Raw genomic sequence first — 23,258 nt, 5'->3', positions numbered from 1 at the left:
GGCGGCGGCGGTTCGGGTTGCCTGGGCGGCGCCAGGGGTCAAGGGCCGCCGGCGGCGCCGGCTTCGCGCCCCTGACCCCGCCACGACTCACCGGATGCGAAAGGGAAGAGAGATGGTGACAGCCGCCGGGATGCCCGTGGTCCGCGGGACGCTGACGCCTGAGCGGGCGATGGCGGATCTCACATGGCTTCGCGTCGGCGGGCCGGCTGACTGGTTGTTCCAGCCGGCGGACGAGGGGGATCTGCGGGATTTCCTCGCGGCGCTGCCGGCGGAGGTGCCGGTCTTTCCCATGGGCGTCGGGTCGAACCTCATCGTGCGCGACGGCGGAGTGCCGGGAGTGGTGATCCGCCTCGGGCGCGGTTTCAACGGCATCAGGGTCGAGGATGGGCGCGTCTTCGCCGGCGCGGCGGCGCTCGATGCCCATGTGGCGAAGAAGGCGGCGGAGGCGGGGATCGACCTCGGGTTCCTGCGCACGATTCCCGGCTCGATCGGTGGCGCGGTGCGGATGAACGCCGGCTGCTACGGCAGCTATCTGGCGGATGTCTTCGTGTCGGCGCGGGCGGTGACGCGGGCCGGCGAGGCCGTGACGCTCACGCCGGCGGATCTCGGCTTCGCCTATCGCTCGTCTACGGTGCCGGATGGGATGGTGATCGTCGAGGCGACGCTGGCCGGACAGGCCGGGGACCCGGGTGAGATCGCGGCGCGGATGGCGGAGCAGCTTGCCCGGCGCGACGCTTCGCAGCCGACGAAAGCCCGGTCGGCAGGATCGACCTTCCGCAATCCTGCGGGGTTTTCGTCGACCGGGCGGGCCGACGACGTGCACGATCTGAAGGCCTGGAAGCTGATCGAGGACGCCGGGATGCGCGGGGCGCGGCTCGGTGGCGCGGAGATGTCGGCACAACATGCCAACTTTCTTCTCAACGCTTCCGGGGCCAGCGCTGCAGATCTTGAGAATTTGGGCGAGTTGGTGCGAAAAAAGGTTTTGGAATCATTCGGAATATCGCTACAGTGGGAAATCATGCGGGTCGGGCGTCCCTGAGGGGCGCCGGGTCCGAATAACAAAGAAAATCCCGACACGGCCTGAAGGCCGGCGGGGGCAGATTGAGGCGGGCATGTCGAGCAGGACACGCGCCCGCATCGCAGTGCTTATGGGCGGCCGGTCCGCCGAGCGTGAGGTTTCGCTCGTCTCCGGCCGGGAATGCGCGGCTGCGTTGCGGTCAGAAGGATTCGACGTCGTCGAGATCGACGCGGGCGCCGATCTGGCGGACGTGCTGCGGCGCGAGCAGCCCGATGTTGCTTTCAATGCGCTGCATGGCCGCTGGGGCGAGGACGGCTGCGTTCAGGGCATCCTCGAGTGGCTGAGCATCCCCTATACCCACTCCGGCGTGCTGGCCTCGGCACTCGCCATGGACAAGGACCGGGCGAAGGCGATTCTCGCCGTTGCCGGGCTTCCTGTGGCGAAGGGCATGCTCGCCCGGCGCGATGATGTCCGGCAGGCGCATCCGATGCCGGCGCCCTATGTGGTGAAGCCGAACAGCGAGGGCTCGTCGGTCGGCGTCTATCTCGTCCTCGATGGCGCCAACAGCCCGGCGCAGCTTTCCGACGACATGCCCGAGACCGTGCTGGTCGAGGAGTACATCGCCGGCCGCGAGCTGACCACGAGCGTCCTCGGCGATCGGGCGCTTGGCGTCACGGATATCATCACCGACGGCTGGTACGACTATCACGCGAAGTATGCGCCGGGTGGCTCGCGGCACGAGGTGCCGGCGAACGTGCCGGCGGAGATTTCGCGGGCCTGCCTCGACTATGCGCTTCGGGCGCATCAGGCGCTCGGCTGCCGTGGTCTCAGCCGTACCGATTTCCGCTGGGACGAGGCGCGTGGGCTGGACGGGCTGGTGCTTCTCGAAGTGAACACCCAGCCGGGGATGACGCCGACCTCGCTCGCCCCCGAACAGGCGGCCCACAGCGGCATGAGCTTCGGCGACCTGGTGCGCTGGCTGGTGGAGGACGCGTCGTGCTCGCGATGAGGCGTGCCGCATCCACTCCCCGCCGCGACCCGGCACCCTCGCGCCTGCGCTATCGGCTGACGCGGGTCTGGCTCCGGCCCGGCGTGCGGCGCGTGGTGAACTTCGGTCTGCCGCTCATGGCGGGCGTGCTGGCGAGCTGGACGGTCATGGCGCAGTTCGACGTGCGCGGGCAGGTCACGGCCTGGGCGAGCCAGCTGCACGAGAAGATCGTCGATCGGCCGCAGTTCACCATCACCGCCATCACCGTGCCGGGCGTCAGTCAGGACCTGGCCGAGCAGATCCGCGTGGCGGCCTTCGTCAGCCTGCCGGCTTCCAGCCTCGAGCTCGACGTCAACGGGGTGCGCGAGCGCATCGAGGCGCTCGACGCGGTGCAGAGAGCGCGGGTTCGCGCCCTGCCTTCGGGGATTCTCGAAATTCAGGCGGTCGAGCGCGTGCCGGTTGTGGTCTGGCGCGCGCCCGACGGCATCGAGCTCGTGGACGAGAACGGCGTGCGCGTCGCCGAGGTGGACAGCCGGATGCGGCGGCCGGACCTGCCGCTGGTGGCGGGGCCGGGCGCGGGCGGGCACGTGCCCGAGGCGCTGGCGCTGCTGGCGGTGGCCGAGCCGGTGGGCGCGCGGGTGCGCGGCCTCGTCCGGGTGGGCGACCGGCGCTGGGATCTCGTGCTCGACCGCGACCAGGTGGTGAAGCTGCCGGAGACCGATCCGCTGGCGGCGCTCCGGCGGGTCATGGCGCTGGAGGCGTCCGGTGAGGTGCTGAAGCGCGACGTGGCGGTGCTCGACATGCGCGACCCTGCCCGCCCGATGCTGCGGCTGACCGATCGGGCGATGGCGGAACTGGAACGACTGAAGACGCTCAAGACGGGAGAGGATGCATGAGGCGCCAGCTCTATGAGGTGCAGCGGGCCATGCGGGCCCGTCGCGAGACGGCGCTTCGCCGCGGGGTCATCGCGATCCTCGACATCGGCACGTCCAAGGTGGCGTGCCTCGTGCTGCAGTTCGTTCCCGAGGAGGTCGGCGAGGACGGCGATACCCGTCCGGTCCTGAGCCAGGGCGCCTTCCGGGTCATCGGCGCGGCGAACACCCGCTCGCGCGGCATCGCCTTCGGCGAGATCGAGGCGATGGAGGAATGCGAGCGCGCGGTTCGCACCGCGATCCAGGGCGCGCAGAAGATGGCGGGGTTCCGGGTCGATCATGTGATCGTCTCGTTCTCCGGCGGCCGGCCGCGCTCCTATGGCTGCACCGGCGAGGTGGAGGTCGAGCACGGAGCCGTCGCCGAGCGCGACGTCGGCCATGTGCTCGCCGCCTGCGACATTCCCGACTACGGCCATGATCGCGACGCGCTGCACGCGCTGCCGGTGAACTTCTGCCTCGACGATCGGTCCGGTCTCACCGATCCGCGTGGCCAGGTCGGGCGGATGCTCGCGGTCGACATGCATCTCGTCACGGTGGCCTCGGGGCCGCTGCGCAACATCCTGCACTGCATCCGGCGCTGCGACCTCGAGCTCGGTGGCATCGTGGTGTCGTCCTATGCCAGCGGGCTCGCGAGCCTCACCGAGGACGAGCAGGAGCTTGGCTCCGCCTGCATCGACATCGGTGCGGGCGTGACCGGCCTCTCGGTCTTCCTGCGCCGGCAGATGATCTATGCCGACAGCGTGCGGATGGGTGGCGCGCACATCACCTCCGACATCGGCCATGGGCTGCAGGTCTCGCTCCCGGACGCGGAACGGCTGAAGACCATGCATGGCGGGCTGATCGCCACCGGCCTCGACGATCGCGACATGATCGAGCTGCCGTCGATCCTCGGCGACTGGGAGCACGACCGGCGCCAGATCTCGCGCTCGGAGCTCATCGGCGTGATGCGGCCGCGGGTCGAGGAGATCCTCGAGGAGGTCCGCGCCCGGCTCGACGCCTCCGGTTTCGAGTACCTGCCGAGCCAACGCATCGTCCTGACCGGCGGCTCCGCGCAGATCCCGGGCCTCGAATCAGTGGCGAGCCGCGTGCTCGGACGGCAGTGCCGAATCGGCAAGCCGCATCGGGTTCAGGGGCTGCCGCAGTCGGCCACCGGCACGGCGTTTTCCACCGCCGTCGGGCTCTCGATGCACGTTTCTCATCCCCAGGATGAGTGCTGGGATTTTGAAACACCCGCAGATAGACAAGGCGCGCGTCGTGTCACGCGTGCACTGCGGTGGTTCAAGGAAAACTGGTAACTAGTGGTGAATACCCGAGAATCTGCCTTATATGGGGTAAAAGCCCAATATTTTGCGGGGCTTACCCCGATTCTACGTGACCCGTGGTGTCAATTGGTCTACGATCCCGAATCATAAAAGAATTCCGCGTCGGGGCGCGGAAGACACAAACGGCGGTCAAAACAGGCGGACCTGAACGATGGCACTGAACCTCAGCATTCCCGTTACCCAGGATCTCAGCCCCCGCATCACCGTGATCGGTGTCGGCGGCGCTGGCGGTAACGCGGTCAACAACATGATCGAGAAGCAGCTCGAGGGTTGCGAGTTCGTCGTGGCGAACACCGATGCTCAGGCGCTGCAGCAGAATTCAGCCGTCAACAAGCTCCAGCTCGGCGCCCGCGTGACCGAGGGTCTCGGTGCCGGCGCGCGTCCCGAAGTCGGCGCCGCGGCGGCCGAGGAATCGATCGAGGACATCGTCGAGCGGCTCTCGGGCTGCCACATGTGCTTCATCACCGCCGGCATGGGCGGCGGCACCGGAACCGGTGCGGCGCCGATCATCGCCAAGGCCGCTCGCGAGATGGGCATCCTGACCGTCGGCGTCGTGACGAAGCCGTTCCACTTCGAGGGCTCGCGCCGCATGAAGCAGGCGGAGTCGGGCGTCGAGGAACTGCAGACCCACGTCGACACGCTGATCATCATCCCGAATCAGAACCTGTTCCGGCTCGCGAACGAGAAGACCACGTTCACCGAGGCGTTCGCCCTCGCGGACGACGTGCTCTATCAGGGCGTGAAGGGCGTGACCGACCTCATGGTCCGTCCGGGCATCATCAACCTCGACTTCGCCGACGTGCGTTCGGTGATGAACGAGATGGGCAAGGCGATGATGGGCACTGGCGAGGCGACCGGTGAGGATCGCGCCGTTCAGGCCGCCGAGAAGGCCATCGCGAACCCGCTGCTCGACGAGATCAGCCTCAAGGGTGCCAAGGGCGTCCTCATCAACATCACTGCCGGCCCCGACCTCACGCTCTTCGAGCTCGACGAGGCGGCCAACCGCATCCGCGCCGAAGTCGATCCCGAGGCAAACATCATGGTCGGCTCGACGCTCGACCCGGAAATGGCGGGCATGATGCGGGTCTCCGTCGTTGCCACCGGCATCGACGCCGCCACCAAGATCGAAGCGCAGCCGGCGCACACCTCGGAGCCCGCGCCGCAGCCGGCCGCCCCGCGTACCGCCAGCCCGATCGCCGCGGCCGTCGCTGCGGCCCGTCCGGCGCCGGCCCCGGTCGCGCCCTCGGTCGCGCCGGCCCCGAGCTTCGCCGATGCGCAGGTCGCCGACGAAGAGCGCACCCAGATGAGCTTTGGCGAGCCCGACGTGCCGCAGCCCTCGGCGCTCGAGCGCACTGCCCCGTTCGGCGCACCGAAGTTCGAGGGCGGCAACGCGCGTCATGCGGGTGATCCGTCGCCCGACGCCCTGCGCCGGCTTCAGGCCGCCGTGCAGAACGTCCCGAAGGCCCAGCCGATGGTCCGCCAGATCACCCAGCCGCGCGACGCCGAGCGTCCGGGCCGCCTGACGATCAACAGCCTCATCCACAAGATGACCGGCCAGGCCAGCCGTGAGCAGGCAGCGACTGCGCGCAGCCTCCCGGCGGACGCGGAGCGTCCGGCCCCGGCGGCCAGCGAGTACGAAGATACCGAGCGCGAACGCGTCGACATCCCGGCCTTCCTGCGTCGGCAGGCCAACTGAGCGGGGGCGCACCCCACGGCACCCTCTGAAGCAACCCCGCACGGCGCCCGGTTCCCCCACCGGGCGCCGTTCTTCTTTGCCCTCGGGCTTCCCGAACGATCAGCGCGGCGCCAGGACGTTCTCGTAGTCGATCTCGGCCGACATGCGGCTGGCGGATCCGGCATCGCCGATCTCCACCGCCATCCGCACGATCAGGCCGGTTTCCCTGGCGATCCACACGGTCTGGTGCTTCAGCTCGTTCGGATCGCTCTGATCCACGATCTGCCAGACGTCGGCCGTCTTGCCGGCCGTCTCCTCCGAGCGCACCAACTCGCAGGTCATGTACTGTTCCGCCTCGGCCATGTCGTCGAGATCCCCGAGGGTCAGCGCTTCCTTCGGGCCAGGATGCCAGGTGCCGCGAAGCAGCACATAGGTCGCGTCCTCCGTCGAGATGAGTTCGGAGACCTCCGGATCGCGGCCCGACGGGTCGGTGGTCGTCATCGTCATGTGGTAGGGCGTGTCGTTCAGCTTCTCTGCCGCGTCGAGCGGCGCGTCGCAGCCCGCGGCAAGCGCCACTCCCGCCCCGAGCAAGGCCCCGGCTCCGAGCACGGCCGCCGCGACTGGCAGCAGGTATCTCGTCATGTCGTCCCTCGCGTTTCGATCCCGGTGAGCTTCGCCCTCCCGACCCGGCAACGCAACTCCTGAAGGGCCGGGCTTCACACGCGGGCGATCGAACTCAGGTCCAGGCACCTCCGGCGCACCCCCGGCGGCGCTTTCCGGTTTGCCGGACCCTTCCGGCGCGCTACGCTGCGGCAGACGAAAGGGAGTGGGTGCCATGGAGCAACCCCGCCGCTTCCCCGGCAAGGTCCAGAACGAGCCCGGAGTGATTGCCTCGGGTGTCTATCTCGGGGGCCGACGCGTCGGTGACATCCCGGTGGACGGCGCCGCCACCTGGGCCGGGCACGATGGCTATGTGGTCTGGATCGGCCTGCTTGAGCCGAGCTCGCAGCTGCTGCGCAAGGTGCAGCAGGAGTTCGGCCTGCACACGCTCGCCATCGAGGACGCCGAGCACGCACACCAGCGCCCGAAGCTCGAACTCTACGGGGATGCCCTCTTCGTCGTCGCCCGAACCGCGCAACTGATCGACGGCCGCATCAGCTTCGGCGAGACCCACATCTTCCTCGGTCAGGGCTACATCGTGACCGTGCGCCACGGTGCCTCGACCTCGTACACCGCCGTCCGCAAGCACTGGGAATCCTGTCCGACCAGCCTCGCCAAGGGTGAGGACTTCATCCTCTATGCCATCCTCGATTTCATCGTGGACAACTACATCCCCGTCCTCGACGCCATCGAGGAGGAGGTCGAGGCGATCGAGGACCGCGTGCTCGAGAACCCACTGACGCGCAGCGAGATCGAGCGGCTTTACATGCTGCGCCGCGACCTCCTGCGCCTGCGCAACGCCGCCGGCCCGCTTGTCGAGGTCTGCGTCCGCCTGACCACGAACGAGCTGCCGCAGATCAGGCCGCAGATGCATCCGATGTTCCGCGACGTCACCGACCACGTCCGCCGGGTGGAGGAGCGCATCGACAGCCTGCGTGAGGTGTTGGCCTTTGCTTTCGAGGCAAGCCTGCTGATCGGTCAGGGCCACGAGACGGCGATTTCAAAGAAACTCGCCTCCTGGGCGGCCATCCTCGCCGTGCCGACCGCGCTCGCCGGCATCTATGGCATGAACTTCGAGAACATGCCGGAACTCGGCTGGCGGTTCGGCTATCCGGCGGTGCTCGCGGTCATGGTGACGGTCTGTTCGGTGCTCTATTGGCGGTTCAGGAAGAATGGCTGGCTCTGACCCGGTGGACTCCGGGCATTCTCCCCGCTAACTCCGTCTCTGGCCGCGCTGACGGCCGGCACCAGCGCCACGAGACATCATGCCGAGCCTGAACGACATCCGCGCGACCTTCCTCGACTACTACGCGAAGCAGGACCACAAGGTGGTGCCGTCCTCGCCCCTCGTCCCGCGCAACGACCCGACACTCATGTTCACGAACTCCGGGATGGTGCAGTTCAAGAACGTGTTCACCGGGCTCGAGCACCGGGACTACGTGCGCGCGACCACCAGCCAGAAGTGCGTCCGCGCCGGCGGCAAGCACAACGACCTGGACAACGTGGGGTACACCGCCCGCCACCACACGTTCTTCGAAATGCTCGGCAATTTCTCCTTCGGTGACTACTTCAAGGAGAATGCGATCCCCTACGCCTGGGAGCTCCTGACGAAGGATTTCGGTCTGGCGAAGGACAAGCTTCTCGTCACGGTCTACCACGACGACGATCAGGCGGCGGATATCTGGAAGAAGGTGGCGGGTCTGCCCGACGAGCGGATCATCCGCATCGCCACCATGGACAATTTCTGGATGATGGGTCCGACCGGTCCATGCGGCCCGTGCTCGGAAATCTTCTATGACCACGGACCGGGCGTTCCCGGTGGTCCTCCGGGCAGCCCGGACGAGGACGGCGACCGGTTCATCGAGATCTGGAACCTCGTCTTCATGCAGTACGAGCAGTTCGACAATGGCGAGCGGGCGAATCTGCCGCGGCCGTCGATCGACACCGGCATGGGGCTCGAGCGCATTGGCGCGGTGCTGCAGGGCAAGCACGACAACTACGACACCGACCTGATGCGGGCGCTGATCGAGGCGTCGGCCAACGTGACCGACGGCGCGCCGGACGGGCCGGGCAAGATCCACCACCGGGTGATCGCCGACCATCTGCGCTCGACGTCGTTCCTGATCGCCGACGGTGTGCTGCCGTCGAACGAGGGCCGGGGCTACGTGCTGCGCCGGATCATGCGCCGGGCGATGCGCCATGCGCACCTGCTTGGGGCGAAGGATCCGGTGATGTACCGGCTCGTGCCGGCGCTCGTCACCCAGATGGGCGTGGCCTTCCCGGAGCTCGGACGGGCGCAGAGCCTGATCGAGGAGACGCTGAAGTCCGAGGAGAACCGCTTCCAGACCACGCTCGACCGGGGCCTTCGGCTCCTCGACGACGAACTGGAGCAGCTTCCCGAGGGTGCGGCTCTGCCCGGCGCGTCGGCATTCCGGCTCTATGACACCTATGGCTTCCCGCTCGACCTGACCCAGGACGCGCTCCGCGAGAAGTCGCGCAGCGTCGATGTGGCGGGATTCGAGGCGGCGATGGCCGAGCAGAAGGCCAAGGCCCGCGCGGCGTGGGCCGGTTCCGGCGAGGCGGCGGACGAGTCGATCTGGTTCGACATGGCCGAGAAGTTCGGCCCGACGGAGTTTCTCGGCTACGACACCGAGACCGCCGAAGGGCAGGTGCTGGCGGTCGTCGTCGGTGGCCAGAGCGTGGAAAAGGCCGAGATCGGCACCGAGGTGCAGCTCGTGCTGAACCAGACGCCGTTCTATGCCGAGCAGGGTGGTCAGGTCGGCGATACCGGCACGCTCCAGACCGACAAGGGCCGGGTCACGATCAGCGACGTGCGCAAGAAGGCCGGAGTCTTCGTCCATGTCGGGCGTGTCGAGGAGGGCGAGATCACCCGTGGCGCCGCGGCGGAGCTCAGCGTCGATCACGAGCGGCGCGCGGCGATCCGGGCGAACCACTCGGCGACGCACCTGATGCACGAGGCGCTGCGGCTCGCCCTCGGTGACCACGTGGCGCAGCGCGGCAGCCTCGTCGCGCCCGACCGGCTGCGCTTCGACTTCGCGCATCCGAAGGCGATGACCCCGGCCGAGATCGCCGCCGTCGAGGCGGAGGTGAACGACTACGTCCGCCAGAACACGCCCGTGGAGACCCGGGTGATGACGCCGGACGACGCACAGGGCCTCGGCGCCCGGGCACTCTTTGGCGAGAAATACGGCGACGAAGTCCGCGTCGTCTCCATGGGCCAGCGGCCCGGGAGCGGCATCGGCGCGGAGAAGGACACCTATTCGCTCGAACTCTGCGGTGGCACGCATGTGAGCCGCACCGGCGACATCGGCGCGTTCAAGCTGGTCGCCGAGACCGCGTCGGCGAGCGGCGTGCGCCGGATCGAGGCGCTGACCGGCAAGGGCGCGCTCGCCCATGTGGCGGCGAACGAGACCGCGCTCTCCGAGGCGGCGGCGCTGCTGCGCACCCGACCGGAGGAGATCGCCGACCGCATCCGCTCGCTGATGGACGAGCGCAAGGCTCAGGCGCAGGAAATCGCCGACCTGAAGCGCAAGATCGCGCTTGGCGCCGGCGCCGGCGCCGGCGAGGCGGCCGCGGCGGAGACCGTTGGCGGCGTGCCGTTCCTCGGTCAGGTGCTGACGGGGGTCTCGGGCAAGGATCTGCGCGGGCTCATCGACGAGCACAAGACCCGGCTCGGCTCGGGCGTGGTGGTGCTGGTCGCCGACACCGACGGCAAGGCCGCGGTGGCGGCGGGCGTGACGAACGACCTGACGGACCGCATCTCCGCGGTCGATCTGGTGCGGGTCGCGGCCGAGGCGCTCGGCGGCAAGGGCGGTGGCGGCCGGCCGGACATGGCGCAGGCCGGCGGCGCCGACGCCTCGAAGGCACCGCAGGCGATCGCCGCGGCGCGGGCGCTGCTGGAAGCTTGAGAGGGAGAGAGAATCAATGCCAGCCTACTGGATCACCAACACCGAAGTGACCGACGCCGAGAGCTACGGCAAATACGCCAAGCTCGCCGGCCCGGCCATCGAGAGCTTCGGCGGCAAGTTCATCGTGCGGGGCGGCAAGCACCAGCAGTTCGAGGGCCGAGACCGGGCGCGCAATGTCGTGGTCGAGTTCGCCGACTTTGATACCGCTGTCGCCTGCTACAATTCGCCCGCCTATCAGGAGGCCCTCGCCTTCGCCAAGGATGCCTCGACGCGGGATCTGGTGGTCGTCGAGGGCGCGTGAGCGAGGTGGGGCTTCGGCCCCGCGAGGTCGCGCCGGGCGGGTGGCCGAAGCAGGCTCGCGTTCCGACTGCGGACGTGAGCGCTGGCAAAGCCCCGGCCACGGTGCTATCTCGCGAGCGAGGGGCGGCCGGGGGACGCGAGTGCGCAAATCTCTGATCATTCTCGACGACACCCCGGAGATGCTGAACGCCATGCGGTTCGCGGCAACCCGGGCGTCCAAGACCGGCGGCGGCATCGTCATGCTGGCGGTGATCTCGCCGGAGGAATTCCAGCACTTCATGGGCGTCGCCGACGTCATGCGCGCCGAGGCCCATGAAAAGGTCGAGGCGCACTTCCAGATCTTCAAGGACCGCATGGAAAAGCGCGAGGGCATCACCCCGACGCTTGCGGTCCGCGAGGGCGATCGGGTCGAGCAGATCATCGACTACGTGAAGTCGGACCCCGAGGTGGGTGTCATCGTCCTTGGCGCCGCCGCGGACAAGTCCGGGCCGGGGCCGGTCGTCACCGCGCTCACCGGCCGCCGCCTGAACGACCTGCGCGTGCCGATCACCGTGGTGCCGGGCTCCATGAGCAAGGAAGACATCCTCGCCGCGTCCTGAGCCTCACGGCAGGCTCCGGAGCGCGCTTGCGCCATCGGTCTCGTCGACCGCCACTCTCTGAGCGTCGATCCCGGTGAAGAGTTCCGGGCCAGTCCCGGTCATGAAGGCCTGTGCGCCGAGCGCCTGGATGGCCCGGAAGAGGCTCGCCCGCCGATTGTCGTCGAGATGCGCGGTGATCTCGTCGAGGAGCAGCACCGGCGCCTTGCCGAAGCCGGCGGCCACCGCCCGGGCGTTGGCGAGGACGAGGCTGACGAGGAGCGCCTTCTGTTCCCCGGTCGAGCACAGCCGGGCCTCCACGCCTTTCGCGGCATAGACCGCCCGCAGGTCATCGCGATGCGGGCCGGCGAGCGTTCGCCCGGCGGCAAGATCGCGCGCCCTGCCCTCGCGCAGCGCCTCGCGAAGGCCGGCGGCATCGCGCGGCCCCTCGCCCTCGATCGAGAGATCGGCGCGGGGAAACGCGGTCTCGGTCGCCACCGCCGCGAGCCGGGAGAGCGCCGCGGCGCGGTGGGTGGCGAGGCGCGCGCCGGCCGTGGCCATCGCGTCCTCCAGCGCGGCGTACCACCCCGCATCCCGCACGCCGTCGCGGATCAGCCGGTTGCGCTCGCGAAGCGCCCGGTCGTAGGCGAGCGCCACCTCGCCGTGCTCGGGCACGAGGCTGAGGGTCACCCGGTCGAGGTAGCGCCGCCGCTCCGCCGCCCCCTCGGTCCAGAGGCGGTCCATCGCCGGCGTGAGCCAGAGCACCCGCAGGACGGCGCCGAGCGCGGTCTGGCTCGTGGCCTTGCCGTCGATCTCGACGCGGCGGCCTGTGCCCTCCGACCATGTGGTGAGCTCATGCGCCCCGTCGGGACTGTCGGCCGTGGCGGTGACCTTCCAGCCGATCGCCTGCGGCCGGCGCGCAAGATCGTCCGGCGCCGCGCCGCGCAGGCCGCGACCAGGGGAGAGTAGGGAGATGGCTTCGATCAGGTTGGTCTTGCCCGCACCGTTCGGGCCGAACAGGGCAACCGGCCGCCCGTCGAGGTCGAGGGCGGCCGCCAGATGCGAGCGAAAGTGCGAGAGGCGGAGCCGGGTGAGCGCCAGCTCAGACCCGCATGGGCATCACGACATAGACCGCGGTCTCGTCGTTGCCCTCTCGCATCAGCGTGGGATCGCCGGCCGAGTTGAACAGGAAGACCGCGTTCTCGCGATCCACCTGACCGGCAATCTCAAGCAAGTACTTGGCGTTGAAACCGATCTCCAGCCGCTCGTCGGCATAGGCGACGGCAAGCTCCTCGTCGGCGGCGCCGGAGTCCGGCGCGTTGACCGAGAGAATGAGGCGGTCGTCCTCGAGCGCGAGTTTCACGGCCCGCGACCGCTCGGAAGAGACGGTGGCGACCCGGTCGACGGCCTGCGCGAACTCGCTCGCGTCGACTTCGAGGCGGCGGGTGTTGCCGGTGGGGATCACCCGGGCGTAGTCGGGGAAGGTGCCGTCGATCACCTTGGACGTCAGGGTGATGTCGGGCGTCGCGAAGCGGATCTTGGTCTCGCTGACCGATACGGCGATCTTCGCCTCGTCATCGTCGAGGAGCTTGCGCAATTCGCCCACGGTCTTGCGCGGGACGATGACGCCCGGCAGCCCCTCGGCGCCCTCGGGCAGGGGCGCGTCGATCCGGGCGAGCCGGTGGCCGTCGGTCGCGACACAGCGCAGGACCGGGCCATCGGGGCCGGTCGCCGCGTGCATGTAGACCCCGTTCAGGTAGTAGCGCGTCTCTTCGGTCGAGATCGCGAACTTCGCCTTGTCGAAGAGCCGTCGCAGGGTCGGGGCGGGGCAGGAGAAGCCGACCTGATACTCGGCACTCGCCATCATCGGGAAGTCTTCGCGCGGCAGCGTCTGCAGGCTGAAGTGCGAGCGGCCGGCGCGCACGTCGAGGCGCTGGTTCGGTCCGTCGTCCGACAGTTCCACCATCGCGCCGTCGGGCAGCTTGCGGGCGATTTCGTGCAGGGTATGCGCCGGGACGGTGGTCGCGCCGGCGCGCGACACCATGGCGGTGGCCCGGTCGATGACCTCGATGTCAAGGTCCGTCGCACGAAAACTCACCGCGTCGCCGTCCGCCTCGATCAGCACGTTGGACAGGATCGGGATGGTGTTGCGCCGCTCCACCACCGACTGTGCCCGGCTCATGGCCCTGAGAAGGGCGCTGCGCTCCATGCTGACTTTCATGCTCGACTGGCCGCCTTCCATAGTATCCCGCCGCAAAAGGAGGGACCGTGACGTTATAGATCTGCCGCGAAAGGGCAAGGGGCTGAGGCCGCCCGTTCCGATATAGCGCATGGGTCATAAAGCGCGGAAGTGATTGGGAATAGTGCGCGGCGTGCGGCTCGCGCGATGCGTGCGCGACGCCTCGGCCGGCAGCCCTCGTCACGTTCGGCCGCGCGCTTCCCCGCCGGCGCAGGACGCCTGATCGAAGACGGAATATCTCCTGCACTCGCCCGTGGCAGAAGCCGGCCTGGAATCGGGCGGCGGGCGCGCCAGCCGGAAGTGCGGCACTATAATCGCACTCCGACAATAATGGAGGGGGCGTCCCTTGGTACCAGTTGAGAGGGCTTGCATTTCCACGCTAGCCTCGCCCGGCCGGATCGGGTTCTACAGGGGGACGTCGCATGTTCGCCGGGCAACCGGAGGCGCTGGACGCGACAGTCCGGCGAGGGAGACCGCAATTCGACCTGAGCGACGGGTTCATGCCCGGCCGCGTCAGCAGGCTGCTTCGCCGGGCCCGGAGCCTGTTCGCTCCGACCGTGCCGGTGCCCGTGCCGTTGCCGCTTCCCGACCACATGATCGCGTTGGCTTCCCCCGAGGGCATCGCGCTTCTCGAAAGCAGCCCGTTCGCGGGCGATTACCTGCGCCTTGCTCCGTACCTCGTTTCGCAGGAGTCGCCGAAGTTCTGCGGTCCCGCAACCATCGCGATGTGCCTGAACGCCTTGCACCTGACGCCGCCGCAGGGGGCCGGCACGGTTCGACCACGCTTCACCCAGAGGAACATCTTCACCCCCGAGACCTCGGCGCTCCGCTCGCAAGAGGAGGTGATGCACGAGGGGATGGGGCTCGAGGTTCTCGCACGGTTCGTCGACGCCCACGGTGGCAGAGCGGACGTCCGCTTCGCCGAGCACAGCAGTCTCGACGAGTTTCGGGCGGCCGCGCTCCGGGTGCTCGCCGATCCGCGGAGATTTCTGGTGGCGAATTACCTGCGGCCGGTGCTTCGGCAGGAGGGACGGGGGCATACTTCGCCGATCGCCGCCTATGACATGGACAGCGACCGCTTCCTGATGCTCGACGTCTCGCGCGTGTCCTACACGCCCGCCTGGGTGCAGGCCCGTGATCTCTTCAAGGCAATGGACACCCGTGCCGGGCGCAATACCCGGGGATACGCCATAATTGGCGCGGCCTGACCTGCGGGCTGGGCTTCTGACCGACGCCGGGCCTTTGTTACGTTTCGGTTTGCATGGCGAAATTCCATGCTATGCTGCGCTGCAATGAAGCCGCAAGAGATCATGTTGGTGCCGCCCGGAGCGGTGGTCGGCCTTGAGGCCGGTGAAACCGTGCGTGCCGAAAGCTACGGCCGCAAGGCGGCGGATCTTGCGCGGCTGGCGGCCCTCGGGCTTCCGGTACCGCAGGGCGTGGCGCTCTCCTTCGAGTGCGTGGCGTCGCTCGCGGCCGGCGGGCCGATGCCGGAGCTGCCGGCCGGACTTGTGCGCGACGGGCTCCTGGCACTGCGGCCGAGCCCGGAAGAACGGGCCTGGGGCGGGCCGAGCGCGATGCTGAACCTTGGCGCCTGCGCCCGGACCCTCGCGCTTCTCACCGAGCGGGTCGGGGTCGTTGCCGCACTGCGCTTCCATATCCGTGGCATCTCGCGCTTTGCGCAGATGGTGCATGGCGTCGAGCCGGAGGAAGTGGAGGCGCTGATCCGAAAGCACCTGCGCGCCGGCACCGAGCCGGACGAGGCAGCGCTCCGGGCGCTTCTCGCCGATGTCGAGGCGCTCTACGATGACGCGGTCGGCGAGCCGTGGCCGGAGGATCCGGGCGAGCAGCTCGAGGCGGCGGCGCGGGCGATGGCGCTGGCCTGGCGGGCGCCAACGGCGCGGATCCTCAGGCAGGCCAAGGGCGCGCCGGGGAATGCGGGGCTGGGGTTCGTGGTTCAGCGCCTCGCGTTGTCCCTGGCACCGGGGGTGAGTGGATGCGGTTTGCTGCAGCTTGTCTCCGGACGGAGCGGCGGGCCGGAGATCGCCGGAGGGTTCACCCTGCGGTCGCAGGGCAAGGAGGCGAGCACCCGCACGTATCCGCTGACCGGGCAGGGCGCTGTGGAGACGCCCGGCCAGATGCCGCTGCCGCCTCTCGATGAGCTGGCGCCGGCGGCGGTGGAACGGCTGGCGGCGGCTGCGGCGCAGGCGACGACCGAATTTCGCGATGCGCATCTCGTCGAGTTCGCGCTTGAAGCGGGCGAGCCGATGGTCATCGACTCGGTGCCGGTGCGCCGGAATGGCCGGGCCGCGGTCAGGATCGCGGTGGACCTCGCCAATGCCGGAGTCATCGGGCGTGAGGAGGCGCTGCTTCGCATCGAGCCTCGGAGCCTGCTCGAACATCTTCATCCGCAGATCGACCCGGCGGCACCGCGCGACGTGTTCGGCACCGGCCTTGCGGCGAGTCCGGGCGCGGCGACGGGACGGCTCGTGCTCTCCTCCGAAACGGCGATGACCGCGGCGGCGCAGGGCGAGCCGACAATCCTCGCGCGGGTCGAGACCGGCCCCGAGGACATCCGCGGAATGCACGCGGCGATGGGCGTCCTCACCCTGCGGGGCGGCATGACGAGCCATGCGGCGGTGATCGCCCGCGGCATCGGCGTGCCCTGTGTGGTTGGCGCGGGCGATCTCAGGATCGACCTGCGGGCGCGGACGCTGACGAGCCCCGACGGGCGGGCCTATCACGAGGGCGCGCTCCTGACGCTCGACGGGACGCGCGGTGAGATTCTGGCCGGCGCGCCGGCGATGATCGCGCCCGAGCTCGGAGGCGCGTTCTCGGAGCTTCTCGACTGGGCGGATGCCGTGCGCGACCTTGGTGTCCGGGCGAACGCCGATACGCCGGCCGAGGCGCGCATGGCGCGGGATTTCCGGGTGGACGGGATCGGGCTCTGTCGCACGGAGCACATGTTCTTCGATCCCGAACGCCTGACGGTGATGCGCGAGATGATCCTTGCCGAGAGCGAGGAAGGGCGCAAAGCCGCGCTCGACCGCCTGCTGCCGATGCAGCGGGCGGATTTCGTCGAGCTTTTCGAGATCATGCGCGGGCTTCCGGTGGTGATCCGCCTGCTGGACCCGCCGCTGCACGAGTTCCTGCCGCAGGAGTCCGAGGATCTTCACGCCCTCGCCCTCGCCATGGACCTGCCGGTCGAGCAGGTGACGGCTCGGGCACGGGCGCTTCGGGAAGTGAATCCCATGCTCGGAATGCGCGGCGTGCGTCTCGGGCTGGTGATGCCCGAGATCTACGAGATGCAGGCGCGGGCGATCTTCGAGGCGGCGGTGGCCGTCAACCGCGACGCGCGCGAGCCCGTGGTGCCAGAGGTGATGATCCCGCTGGTCTCGGCGAATCAGGAGGTCGTGCTCGCCAAGGCGCGCATCGATGCGGTGGCGGCGGCGGTGCAGGCGGAAGAGGACGTGGATCTCGCGTTCCGGCTCGGGGTCATGGTGGAGACGCCCCGGGCGGCGCTTCGGGCCGGTGACCTGGCGCTCTCGGCGGCGTTCCTGTCGTTCGGCACCAACGATCTCACACAGATGACCTATGGCCTCAGTCGCGACGACGCCGGGAGATTCATGCGCGAGTACGTCAATCGGGGGGTCTTCACCGAGGATCCGTTTCACACTCTTGATCTGGAAGGCGTGGGTGAACTGATGCTGATCGCGGCAAAGCGCGGCCGGACGAAGAACCCCGGGCTGGTGCTCGGGCTCTGCGGCGAGCACGGTGGCGATCCTTCGTCGGTGCGCTTCTGCAAGGTGGCGGGGTTCGACTACGTATCGTGCTCGCCGTTCCGTGTGCCGATTGCCCGGCTCGCCGCGGCGCAGGCCAGCCTCCTCGTCCGGGACACGGCGGACAGCGTTCAATGAGACCACTTGCCGCCGATCTGCCGGCGCTCGCCGCCGGAGGCAAGGCCGCGCTCGCGCGGGCGCTGACCGCGCTCGAGACCGAGCCCGAGAGCCCGGTCCTGGGGAGCCTGCTCGCGGCCGCCTGGGCCGCGCCGAAGGGCGTTGCCCTCGGGCTGACCGGGCCTCCGGGGGTGGGAAAGTCGACGCTGACGAGCGCGCTCATCGCCGCGCTCCGGGCGCGCGCCGAGACCGTGGCGGTGATCGCGGTCGATCCCTCGTCGCGGCGTTCGGGCGGGGCGCTGCTCGGTGACCGCACGCGGATCGTCGTCGACCCGGAAGATGCCGGCGTCTTCGTGCGCTCGATGGCCGCACGGCAGCGCCTCGGCGGGCTTGCCGACCAGGTCTTCCCGGCCATGGTGCTGATGCGGGCGCTCTTCGACTGGGTGATCATCGAGACGGTCGGCGTCGGACAGTCCGAGACCGAGATCGCCGACTGCGCCGACGTGGTGGTGTTCTGCGCCCAGCCCGGGTCGGGGGATGCGCTTCAGTTCATGAAGGCCGGCGTCATGGAGGTGCCGGACGTGGTGCTGGTGACGAAGGGTGACCTCGGCCCGCCGGCACAGCGCGCCGCGGCCGAGGTGCGCCGGGCGATGGGCTATGGCCCGGACGGTGGCGCCGCGCCGGTCGCCATCGTCTCGGCGCAGGCCGGTACCGGGCTTGCCGAGGCGCTCGATCTGATCGCGACACATGAGCGCGCGGCGGCCGGACGCGGGGCGCGGCGGCAGGAACAGGGGCGCGACTGGATGCGTTCGCGCCTGACCGAATCATTCGGCCGCGAGGGCGCTCTGGCTCTCGCGCCGCGAATCGCTCGGGTCTCCGATCCGTTTGCAGCGTTTTCCGAGCTTCACGGCCGGGTTCGCACCGCGCTTCACGGATGCCTTAAAAACGTCTGATAGCCCGGCGATTTTCATCCGGAAGATGCCGCATATACTCTCGCGGTGACTGGCGGGAATCCGCTCATTCGGCGAACTCGCTAGACATTTCCGGGCCTGAACGGGCAAACCAGCGTTCAGAAGATGGGGACAATCGAGACCGACAGGCTGCATTTCACGCGGCTGCGGGGGTAGAGAAACAGAATGATTCGTTTGATGAGCCGCCAGAGTGTTCTGGCGTGCGTGGGGGCTGTTTGCCTTTCGCTTGCCGGGCTTCCGAGCCTCGCGATTGCAGGCCCGTTCGGGGACGAGGCGGCCCGGGCCGTTGCCCGTGAGCAGCTTGCCCTGACGTCGGCTTCCGACCGCCTCGACGCGGTCGCCGCCAGCGCACGACCGCTTTCGCGTGACGAGAACACCACGGTTGCGAGCCGCGAGACCGAGGCCCCGGACGTGTCCGAGCTGGCGTCGGCCGCGAGTCTGAGCTTCTCGGCGCTCGACGCGCTTCCGCCCGCGACGGGTGACGCGCAGTGGCAGTGCCTCGCCGAAGCAATCTACTTCGAGTCGCGCGGCGAGCCAATCGCCGGGCAGATCGCCGTGGCGGAAGTGGTGCTGAACCGCACCAGGAGCCGCAGCTTTCCGGGAACGATCTGCGGCGTGACCAAGCAGGGCGTCGGCAGCGGGCGCGGGTGCCAGTTCTCCTACGCCTGCGACGGGCTGTCGGATGTGATGAAGGCCTCTGCCGCCCGCGATCGCAGCGAGAAGCTGGCGCGTCTGATGATCGACGGGCATCCGCGCATCGTCTCTGGCGGTGCCACCTATTTCCATACGCGGACCATCCGTCCCGACTGGTCGCGCAAGTTCGACCGTACCGTGACGATCGGACAGCACATGTTCTATCGTCCCGCGACACAGGTTGCCGGCGGCTGAATCTTACCCATCGGTTCCGCAGGCCGAATGGCCCCCGCCGAAGCACCCGGCGGGGGCCTTTCGCTTGCGCGGTTCCATCGGCGCACTATCTCAACAAGCAGGGGCTTTTCCTCGCCTGGCTTTCGGGTGAAAGCTGGGTGTGACGGGCGCGGCGGGGCTCCCCGGCCGCCGCGGTGAGGAGGATTGGAGAGATGACGAGCAAGCTCGAACAGTTGCGGCAGATGAGTGTCGTTGTGGCGGACACCGGCGATATCGAGGCGGTCCGCAAGTTCAAGCCCGAGGATTGCACCACCAATCCGTCGATCGTGCTTGCGGCGCTCGGCTCGCCGGCTTTTGCAGACGTGGTCACGAAGGCGATCGAGGACGGCCGGCGTGCCGGTCACGATGCCAGCGGTATTGCCGGGGACCTGACCGTCGCCGTCGGCGCGGAGCTCTCGAAGATCGTACCGGGCCGGGTGTCGACCGAAGTCGATTCGCGGATCTCGTTCGACGTCGAGGCGTCGATTGCGCGGGCGCGCGAGATCATCGAGACCTACGACCGGCTCGGGATCGGGCGTGAGCGGGTCCTCATCAAGCTCGCCTCCACGTGGGAGGGCATCCGGGCGGCCGAGATGCTTCAGAAGGAAGGGATCGACTGCAACCTGACGCTGCTCTTCAGCATGGCGCAGGCGAAGGCCTGTGCCGACGCCGGCGTCTTCCTGATCTCGCCGTTCGTCGGGCGGATCACCGACTGGTACAAGGCGAAGACCGGCACGACGACCTATGCTCCCGACGAGGATCCGGGTGTGCAGTCGGTGCGGCGGATCTACGACTACTACAAGGGACACGGAATCCCGACCGTGGTGATGGGAGCCTCCTTCCGCAGCGCCGGGCAGATCGAGGCGCTTGCCGGCTGCGACCGGCTGACCATCGCGCCGGGGCTGCTTGACGAACTGTCGAAGGATCAGGGCGAGCTTGAGCGCAAGCTCACCCCGAGCGGCGGCACCGCCCCGACGGAGCGGCTGTCGGAGGCGGACTTCCGTTGGGAGATGAACGAGGACGAGATGGCCTCGGACAAGCTCGCCGAGGGCATCCGCAAGTTCCACGCCGATGCCGTGAAGCTCGAGAAGATGCTGGGCGAACGCGTGGCAGAGACCGCGCCGGCAGCCTGAGCCGCCAGACGCCCCGGTGCTCTCAGCGCACCGGCGGCATGGCAGCGCCCGGGCGGCGGCGATGGGTCGCTGCGGTCCGGGCCGCCTGGTCGTAGAGACCGGTCATGAGTTCGAGCGCCCGGGAGGCGGCATCGAGTCGTCTCGCCAGATCCGGCACAGTCTCGACGGCGGCGATCAGGATCGCCGCACGGACTTCGGAGTAGCGATCGGTGATGGCACGGCCTTCATCGGTCACATCATAGGTGACGCCCGAGCGCCCGGATCCGCTTCGGGTAATCAGACCCGCCGCGATCAGCTTGCGCAGGCTGTACTGGATGTTCGGAATATCCTGGCGGTTCGACATGTGGGCGAGGTCGTGGATCGACTTCGGCCGGTCATTCATGCGGATGACGTGGAGCAATGCGTTCTCCGGGCCGGTCTGAGCGACATCCGCGACGGTCGCGAGACATTCCGATTGCCAGCGGTCGAACGCCTGATGGCAGCGCAGGAGCGCATACTCCAGATCAGCGACTGACAGCTCCGTTTCGGTCCGGGCGAGGTGCCAGTGCCGGTCGATTGAATCAGGGGAGGCCGCCGGCGGGGAATCGGGGTTCTGGTCGGTCATATGCAGTCCCTACAGGCTGAAAACCTGCTGCGACAAGATGCTTGCGTCGACATCGTCTTTTCGATAAACAATCTACCATAAAATACAATAAAATCCAAAGGGAGCTATCATGGCCGCAGCCACCCGCCTGCTCGACAAGGAGACGTTCCTTCTCGGAACGTTCGCCAGCAACTGCTCCGGCGGCATGACCGTCACCAAGGTTCCGGAGCGCTGGGACAACTCGTTCGCCAACAACCTCCGCCTCGCGAAGATGCTCGATGCGGCCGGCATCGACTTCATGCTGCCGATCGCCCGCTGGATCGGCTACGGCGGCGAGACGAATTTCCACGGCGGCGTGCTCGAGACAATGACCTGGGCCGCCGGGCTTCTGGCCCAGACCCGTGACATCACGGTGTTCTCGACGGTCCACACCGTGGCGAATCATCCGGTGGTCGCCGCGAAGCAGATCGCGACCCTCGAGCAGATCGGTGCTGGCCGCGCCGGCCTCAACATCGTCGCCGGCTGGAACAAGCCAGAGTACGAGGCGCTCGGCCTCACCCTGCCTGACGACCACGAAACCCGCTACGGCTATGCGCAGGAGTGGTACGACATCGTCCGCGCGCTCTGGACCCGTGACGAGGCGTTCGACTGGGACGGCAAGTACTTCCAGCTGAAGAACGTCCTCGGCGACCCGCGCCCGGATGGCGATGTGCCGATCCTGAACGCCGCCGGGTCGAAGCAGGGGCGCGGCTTCGCGGTGAAGAACGCCAACTTCCTCTTCACCCCGGCGATCGACCTCGACCGCTCGAAGGACGAGGTCGCCGAGATCAAGGCAATGGCTGCGGCGGAAGGCCGCAAGGCCGGCGTCATGACTTTCTCCCACGTGGTCTGCCGCCCGACCGAAGGCGAGGCGCTGGCCTGGCTCGAGCACACCGGCAAGACCAACGCCGACTGGGAGGCGGTCGACAATCTCGTCCGGCTGCAGTTCGCCCACGCGCAGTCGTTCCCGCACGATCTCCTTGCGCTCATCCGCGACCGGATGGCGGCCGGCCATGGTGGCTTCCCGCTCGTCGGCACGCCGGAACAGGTTGCGGAGGGGCTGATCTCGCTTCACGCCGCGGGGTTCGCGGGGACGACGCTCTCCTTCGTCGACTACGCCGAGGAGTTCCCCTACTTCCGTGATACCGTGCTGCCGATCCTTGCCGCGGCCGGCATCCGCGCCCCGGCTCCCGCAAGCGAATCCGTCGCAGCCTGACTGGCTGACCCAGACGTCGGAAGTGTGCATTCTGGCGCCGCGGCCGTCCCGCGGCGCCGACGAATCGACTCAAGGGAGAAGCCCATGTCCGCCACCGCCCTCGCCGATCTCGCCGCCGGGCTCGTCGCCGGCTCGATCGAGGTTGTCGATCTGACCGCGCCGCTCGGGCCCGACACGCCGATCCTCTACCTGCCACCGGAGATCGGGAAGAACACGCCGCCGGTGAAGGTCCATCCGATCTCGCACTACGATGAAAACGGGCCGTACTGGGCGTGGAACTGGATCGAGCTTGGCGAGCACACCGGCACGCACTTCGACGCGCCGGTGCACTGGATCACCGGCCAGAGCCACGCCAACGCCACCACCGACACGATCGCGCCGAAGAGCTTCGTGGCGCCGGCCAACGTCATCGACGTCTCGGCGGAGGTGGCCGCAGATCCCGACTACCTGCTGACGCCTGAGCGCGTGACTGCCTGGGAGGCCGAGCACGGCGCGATCGAGCCCGGCTCGTGGGTGCTGCTGCGCACCGACTGGCACAAGCGCAACGGCTCGTCGGAGACCTTCCTGAACGCCGACGAGACCGGCCCGCACTCGCCGGGGCCGACGGCGGAGGCGATCGCCCTCATCATCGAGCGCGGAGCCATCGGCTGGGGCGTCGAGACGGTGGGCACCGACGCCGGTTCAGCGGCGGGCATGACCCCGCCTTTCCCGGCGCACAACCTCATGCACGCGGCAAACCGCTACGGGCTCGCGAGCCTCGTCAATCTCGACCGGCTGCCGCCGAAGGGCGCGGTCCTGATCGCGGCGCCGCTGAAGTTCGTCGACGGCACCGGCTCGCCGGTCCGCGCCCTCGCGCTCGTCACCCGCTGAAGCCGGGGA

The 23,258-nt window shown here is 68.7% G+C and carries 20 protein-coding genes; 16 read left to right on the top strand and 4 right to left on the bottom strand.

The genetic code is table 11. The annotated features are described in order from the left end of the window. Positions 1–112 precede the first annotated feature (112 nt). The 5 genes from murB (at position 113) to ftsZ (ending at position 5,956) form a co-directional block, all read left to right on the top strand. Entirely contained in the window at positions 113–1,039 is a 927-nt protein-coding gene (gene murB, locus HNP73_RS06895) for a UDP-N-acetylmuramate dehydrogenase (RefSeq protein WP_246399562.1), read from the top strand. Positions 1,040–1,112: 73 nt separating this feature from the next. Next, entirely contained in the window at positions 1,113–2,027 is a 915-nt protein-coding gene (locus tag HNP73_RS06890) for a D-alanine--D-alanine ligase (RefSeq protein ID WP_184147832.1), read from the top strand. Beyond that, positions 2,024–2,902: a cell division protein FtsQ/DivIB gene (locus HNP73_RS06885; RefSeq protein WP_246399677.1), complete on the top strand. Its 879-nt coding sequence runs from the start codon at positions 2,024–2,026 to the stop codon at positions 2,900–2,902. The genes HNP73_RS06890 and HNP73_RS06885 overlap by 4 nt, the downstream gene beginning before the upstream one ends. Continuing rightward, complete coding sequence (gene ftsA / locus HNP73_RS06880) at positions 2,899–4,233, top strand: cell division protein FtsA (protein WP_184147830.1); 1,335 nt, start codon at positions 2,899–2,901, stop codon at positions 4,231–4,233. Before HNP73_RS06885 ends, ftsA begins: the two co-directional genes overlap by 4 nt. Before the next feature lie 178 nt (positions 4,234–4,411). Next, positions 4,412–5,956 carry a cell division protein FtsZ gene (gene ftsZ, locus HNP73_RS06875; protein WP_184147829.1) on the top strand — a complete coding sequence of 515 codons (1,545 nt, stop codon included), beginning with the start codon at positions 4,412–4,414 and terminating at the stop codon, positions 5,954–5,956. 99 nt (positions 5,957–6,055) lie between these two features. On the opposite strand, the gene HNP73_RS06870 is transcribed toward ftsZ, so the two are convergent. Further along, positions 6,056–6,577: a hypothetical protein gene (locus tag HNP73_RS06870; RefSeq protein WP_184147828.1), complete on the bottom strand. Its 522-nt coding sequence runs from the start codon at positions 6,575–6,577 to the stop codon at positions 6,056–6,058. A 193-nt stretch (positions 6,578–6,770) separates the two neighbouring features. On the opposite strand from HNP73_RS06870, the gene corA reads away from it, so the two are divergent. The 4 genes from corA (at position 6,771) to HNP73_RS06850 (ending at position 11,423) form a co-directional block, all read left to right on the top strand. Continuing rightward, positions 6,771–7,781, top strand: coding sequence for a magnesium/cobalt transporter CorA (gene corA, locus HNP73_RS06865; protein WP_184147827.1), 1,011 nt, complete (start codon positions 6,771–6,773; stop codon positions 7,779–7,781). Positions 7,782–7,860: 79 nt separating this feature from the next. Further along, the gene (gene alaS / locus HNP73_RS06860; protein WP_184147826.1) at positions 7,861–10,524 is read left to right on the top strand and encodes an alanine--tRNA ligase; all 2,664 of its coding nucleotides are present in this window, start codon (positions 7,861–7,863) and stop codon (positions 10,522–10,524) included. Positions 10,525–10,540: 16 nt separating this feature from the next. Beyond that, positions 10,541–10,825: a DUF1330 domain-containing protein gene (locus tag HNP73_RS06855; protein ID WP_184147825.1), complete on the top strand. Its 285-nt coding sequence runs from the start codon at positions 10,541–10,543 to the stop codon at positions 10,823–10,825. A 139-nt stretch (positions 10,826–10,964) separates the two neighbouring features. Beyond that, positions 10,965–11,423, top strand: a complete 459-nt coding sequence (locus HNP73_RS06850; RefSeq protein WP_184147824.1) for a universal stress protein — start codon at positions 10,965–10,967, stop codon at positions 11,421–11,423. A gap of 3 nt (positions 11,424–11,426) precedes the next feature. Here the strand turns inward: HNP73_RS06850 and recF are convergent, their stop codons facing one another. Both recF and dnaN read right to left on the bottom strand, forming a co-directional pair. Next, positions 11,427–12,500 carry a DNA replication/repair protein RecF gene (gene recF / locus HNP73_RS06845; RefSeq protein WP_184148075.1) on the bottom strand — a complete coding sequence of 358 codons (1,074 nt, stop codon included), beginning with the start codon at positions 12,498–12,500 and terminating at the stop codon, positions 11,427–11,429. A 1-nt stretch (position 12,501) separates the two neighbouring features. After that, entirely contained in the window at positions 12,502–13,620 is a 1,119-nt protein-coding gene (dnaN, locus tag HNP73_RS06840; protein WP_184147823.1) for a DNA polymerase III subunit beta, read from the bottom strand. A gap of 440 nt (positions 13,621–14,060) precedes the next feature. Between dnaN and HNP73_RS06835 the strand changes: the two genes are divergently transcribed. From HNP73_RS06835 to tal, 5 genes are all read left to right on the top strand, one after another. After that, positions 14,061–14,846 (top strand): phytochelatin synthase family protein, encoded by a 786-nt coding sequence (locus tag HNP73_RS06835; protein ID WP_184147822.1) that lies wholly within the window; start codon positions 14,061–14,063, stop codon positions 14,844–14,846. A gap of 102 nt (positions 14,847–14,948) precedes the next feature. Continuing rightward, a complete protein-coding gene (locus tag HNP73_RS06830; protein WP_184147821.1) occupies positions 14,949–17,552 on the top strand; it encodes a putative PEP-binding protein in 2,604 nt (867 codons plus the stop codon). Next, the gene (locus tag HNP73_RS06825) at positions 17,549–18,484 is read left to right on the top strand and encodes an ArgK/MeaB family GTPase (RefSeq protein ID WP_184147820.1); all 936 of its coding nucleotides are present in this window, start codon (positions 17,549–17,551) and stop codon (positions 18,482–18,484) included. The genes HNP73_RS06830 and HNP73_RS06825 overlap by 4 nt, the downstream gene beginning before the upstream one ends. Before the next feature lie 195 nt (positions 18,485–18,679). Next, the gene (locus tag HNP73_RS06820; RefSeq protein WP_184147819.1) at positions 18,680–19,390 is read left to right on the top strand and encodes a cell wall hydrolase; all 711 of its coding nucleotides are present in this window, start codon (positions 18,680–18,682) and stop codon (positions 19,388–19,390) included. A gap of 191 nt (positions 19,391–19,581) precedes the next feature. After that, positions 19,582–20,541 (top strand): transaldolase, encoded by a 960-nt coding sequence (gene tal, locus HNP73_RS06815; RefSeq protein ID WP_184147818.1) that lies wholly within the window; start codon positions 19,582–19,584, stop codon positions 20,539–20,541. Between the two features lie 22 nt (positions 20,542–20,563). On the opposite strand, the gene HNP73_RS06810 is transcribed toward tal, so the two are convergent. Continuing rightward, the gene (locus tag HNP73_RS06810; protein ID WP_184147817.1) at positions 20,564–21,145 is read right to left on the bottom strand and encodes a winged helix DNA-binding protein; all 582 of its coding nucleotides are present in this window, start codon (positions 21,143–21,145) and stop codon (positions 20,564–20,566) included. A 109-nt stretch (positions 21,146–21,254) separates the two neighbouring features. On the opposite strand from HNP73_RS06810, the gene HNP73_RS06805 reads away from it, so the two are divergent. Both HNP73_RS06805 and HNP73_RS06800 read left to right on the top strand, forming a co-directional pair. Further along, positions 21,255–22,379 carry an LLM class flavin-dependent oxidoreductase gene (locus HNP73_RS06805; RefSeq protein WP_184147816.1) on the top strand — a complete coding sequence of 375 codons (1,125 nt, stop codon included), beginning with the start codon at positions 21,255–21,257 and terminating at the stop codon, positions 22,377–22,379. An 84-nt stretch (positions 22,380–22,463) separates the two neighbouring features. Next, a complete protein-coding gene (locus HNP73_RS06800; protein WP_184147815.1) occupies positions 22,464–23,249 on the top strand; it encodes a cyclase family protein in 786 nt (261 codons plus the stop codon). The last annotated feature ends 9 nt before the right edge of the window (positions 23,250–23,258 follow it).

The sequence above is a fragment of the Amaricoccus macauensis genome (assembly GCF_014201905.1).
GTDB classification, from domain to species: Bacteria; Pseudomonadota; Alphaproteobacteria; order Rhodobacterales; family Rhodobacteraceae; genus Amaricoccus; species Amaricoccus macauensis.
This window is presented reverse-complemented; position numbering and strand designations above follow the sequence as displayed.

What these genes read in the sequence shown, in the direction of transcription:
- ftsA (WP_184147830.1), top strand. Translation starts at nt 2,899, where the DNA reads ATGAGGCGCCAGCTCTATGAGGTGCAGCGGGCCATGCGGGCCCGTCGC.
- HNP73_RS06805 (WP_184147816.1), top strand. Translation starts at nt 21,255, where the DNA reads ATGGCCGCAGCCACCCGCCTGCTCGACAAGGAGACGTTCCTTCTCGGA.
- dnaN (WP_184147823.1), bottom strand. Translation starts at nt 13,620, where the DNA reads ATGAAAGTCAGCATGGAGCGCAGCGCCCTTCTCAGGGCCATGAGCCGG.
- alaS (WP_184147826.1), top strand. Translation starts at nt 7,861, where the DNA reads ATGCCGAGCCTGAACGACATCCGCGCGACCTTCCTCGACTACTACGCG.
- HNP73_RS06810 (WP_184147817.1), bottom strand. Translation starts at nt 21,145, where the DNA reads ATGACCGACCAGAACCCCGATTCCCCGCCGGCGGCCTCCCCTGATTCA.
- tal (WP_184147818.1), top strand. Translation starts at nt 19,582, where the DNA reads ATGACGAGCAAGCTCGAACAGTTGCGGCAGATGAGTGTCGTTGTGGCG.
- HNP73_RS06890 (WP_184147832.1), top strand. Translation starts at nt 1,113, where the DNA reads ATGTCGAGCAGGACACGCGCCCGCATCGCAGTGCTTATGGGCGGCCGG.
- HNP73_RS06820 (WP_184147819.1), top strand. Translation starts at nt 18,680, where the DNA reads ATGAGCCGCCAGAGTGTTCTGGCGTGCGTGGGGGCTGTTTGCCTTTCG.
- HNP73_RS06870 (WP_184147828.1), bottom strand. Translation starts at nt 6,577, where the DNA reads ATGACGAGATACCTGCTGCCAGTCGCGGCGGCCGTGCTCGGAGCCGGG.
- HNP73_RS06830 (WP_184147821.1), top strand. Translation starts at nt 14,949, where the DNA reads ATGTTGGTGCCGCCCGGAGCGGTGGTCGGCCTTGAGGCCGGTGAAACC.
- HNP73_RS06825 (WP_184147820.1), top strand. Translation starts at nt 17,549, where the DNA reads ATGAGACCACTTGCCGCCGATCTGCCGGCGCTCGCCGCCGGAGGCAAG.
- HNP73_RS06855 (WP_184147825.1), top strand. Translation starts at nt 10,541, where the DNA reads ATGCCAGCCTACTGGATCACCAACACCGAAGTGACCGACGCCGAGAGC.
- HNP73_RS06835 (WP_184147822.1), top strand. Translation starts at nt 14,061, where the DNA reads ATGTTCGCCGGGCAACCGGAGGCGCTGGACGCGACAGTCCGGCGAGGG.
- ftsZ (WP_184147829.1), top strand. Translation starts at nt 4,412, where the DNA reads ATGGCACTGAACCTCAGCATTCCCGTTACCCAGGATCTCAGCCCCCGC.
- corA (WP_184147827.1), top strand. Translation starts at nt 6,771, where the DNA reads ATGGAGCAACCCCGCCGCTTCCCCGGCAAGGTCCAGAACGAGCCCGGA.
- HNP73_RS06800 (WP_184147815.1), top strand. Translation starts at nt 22,464, where the DNA reads ATGTCCGCCACCGCCCTCGCCGATCTCGCCGCCGGGCTCGTCGCCGGC.
- HNP73_RS06885 (WP_246399677.1), top strand. Translation starts at nt 2,024, where the DNA reads ATGAGGCGTGCCGCATCCACTCCCCGCCGCGACCCGGCACCCTCGCGC.
- murB (WP_246399562.1), top strand. Translation starts at nt 113, where the DNA reads ATGGTGACAGCCGCCGGGATGCCCGTGGTCCGCGGGACGCTGACGCCT.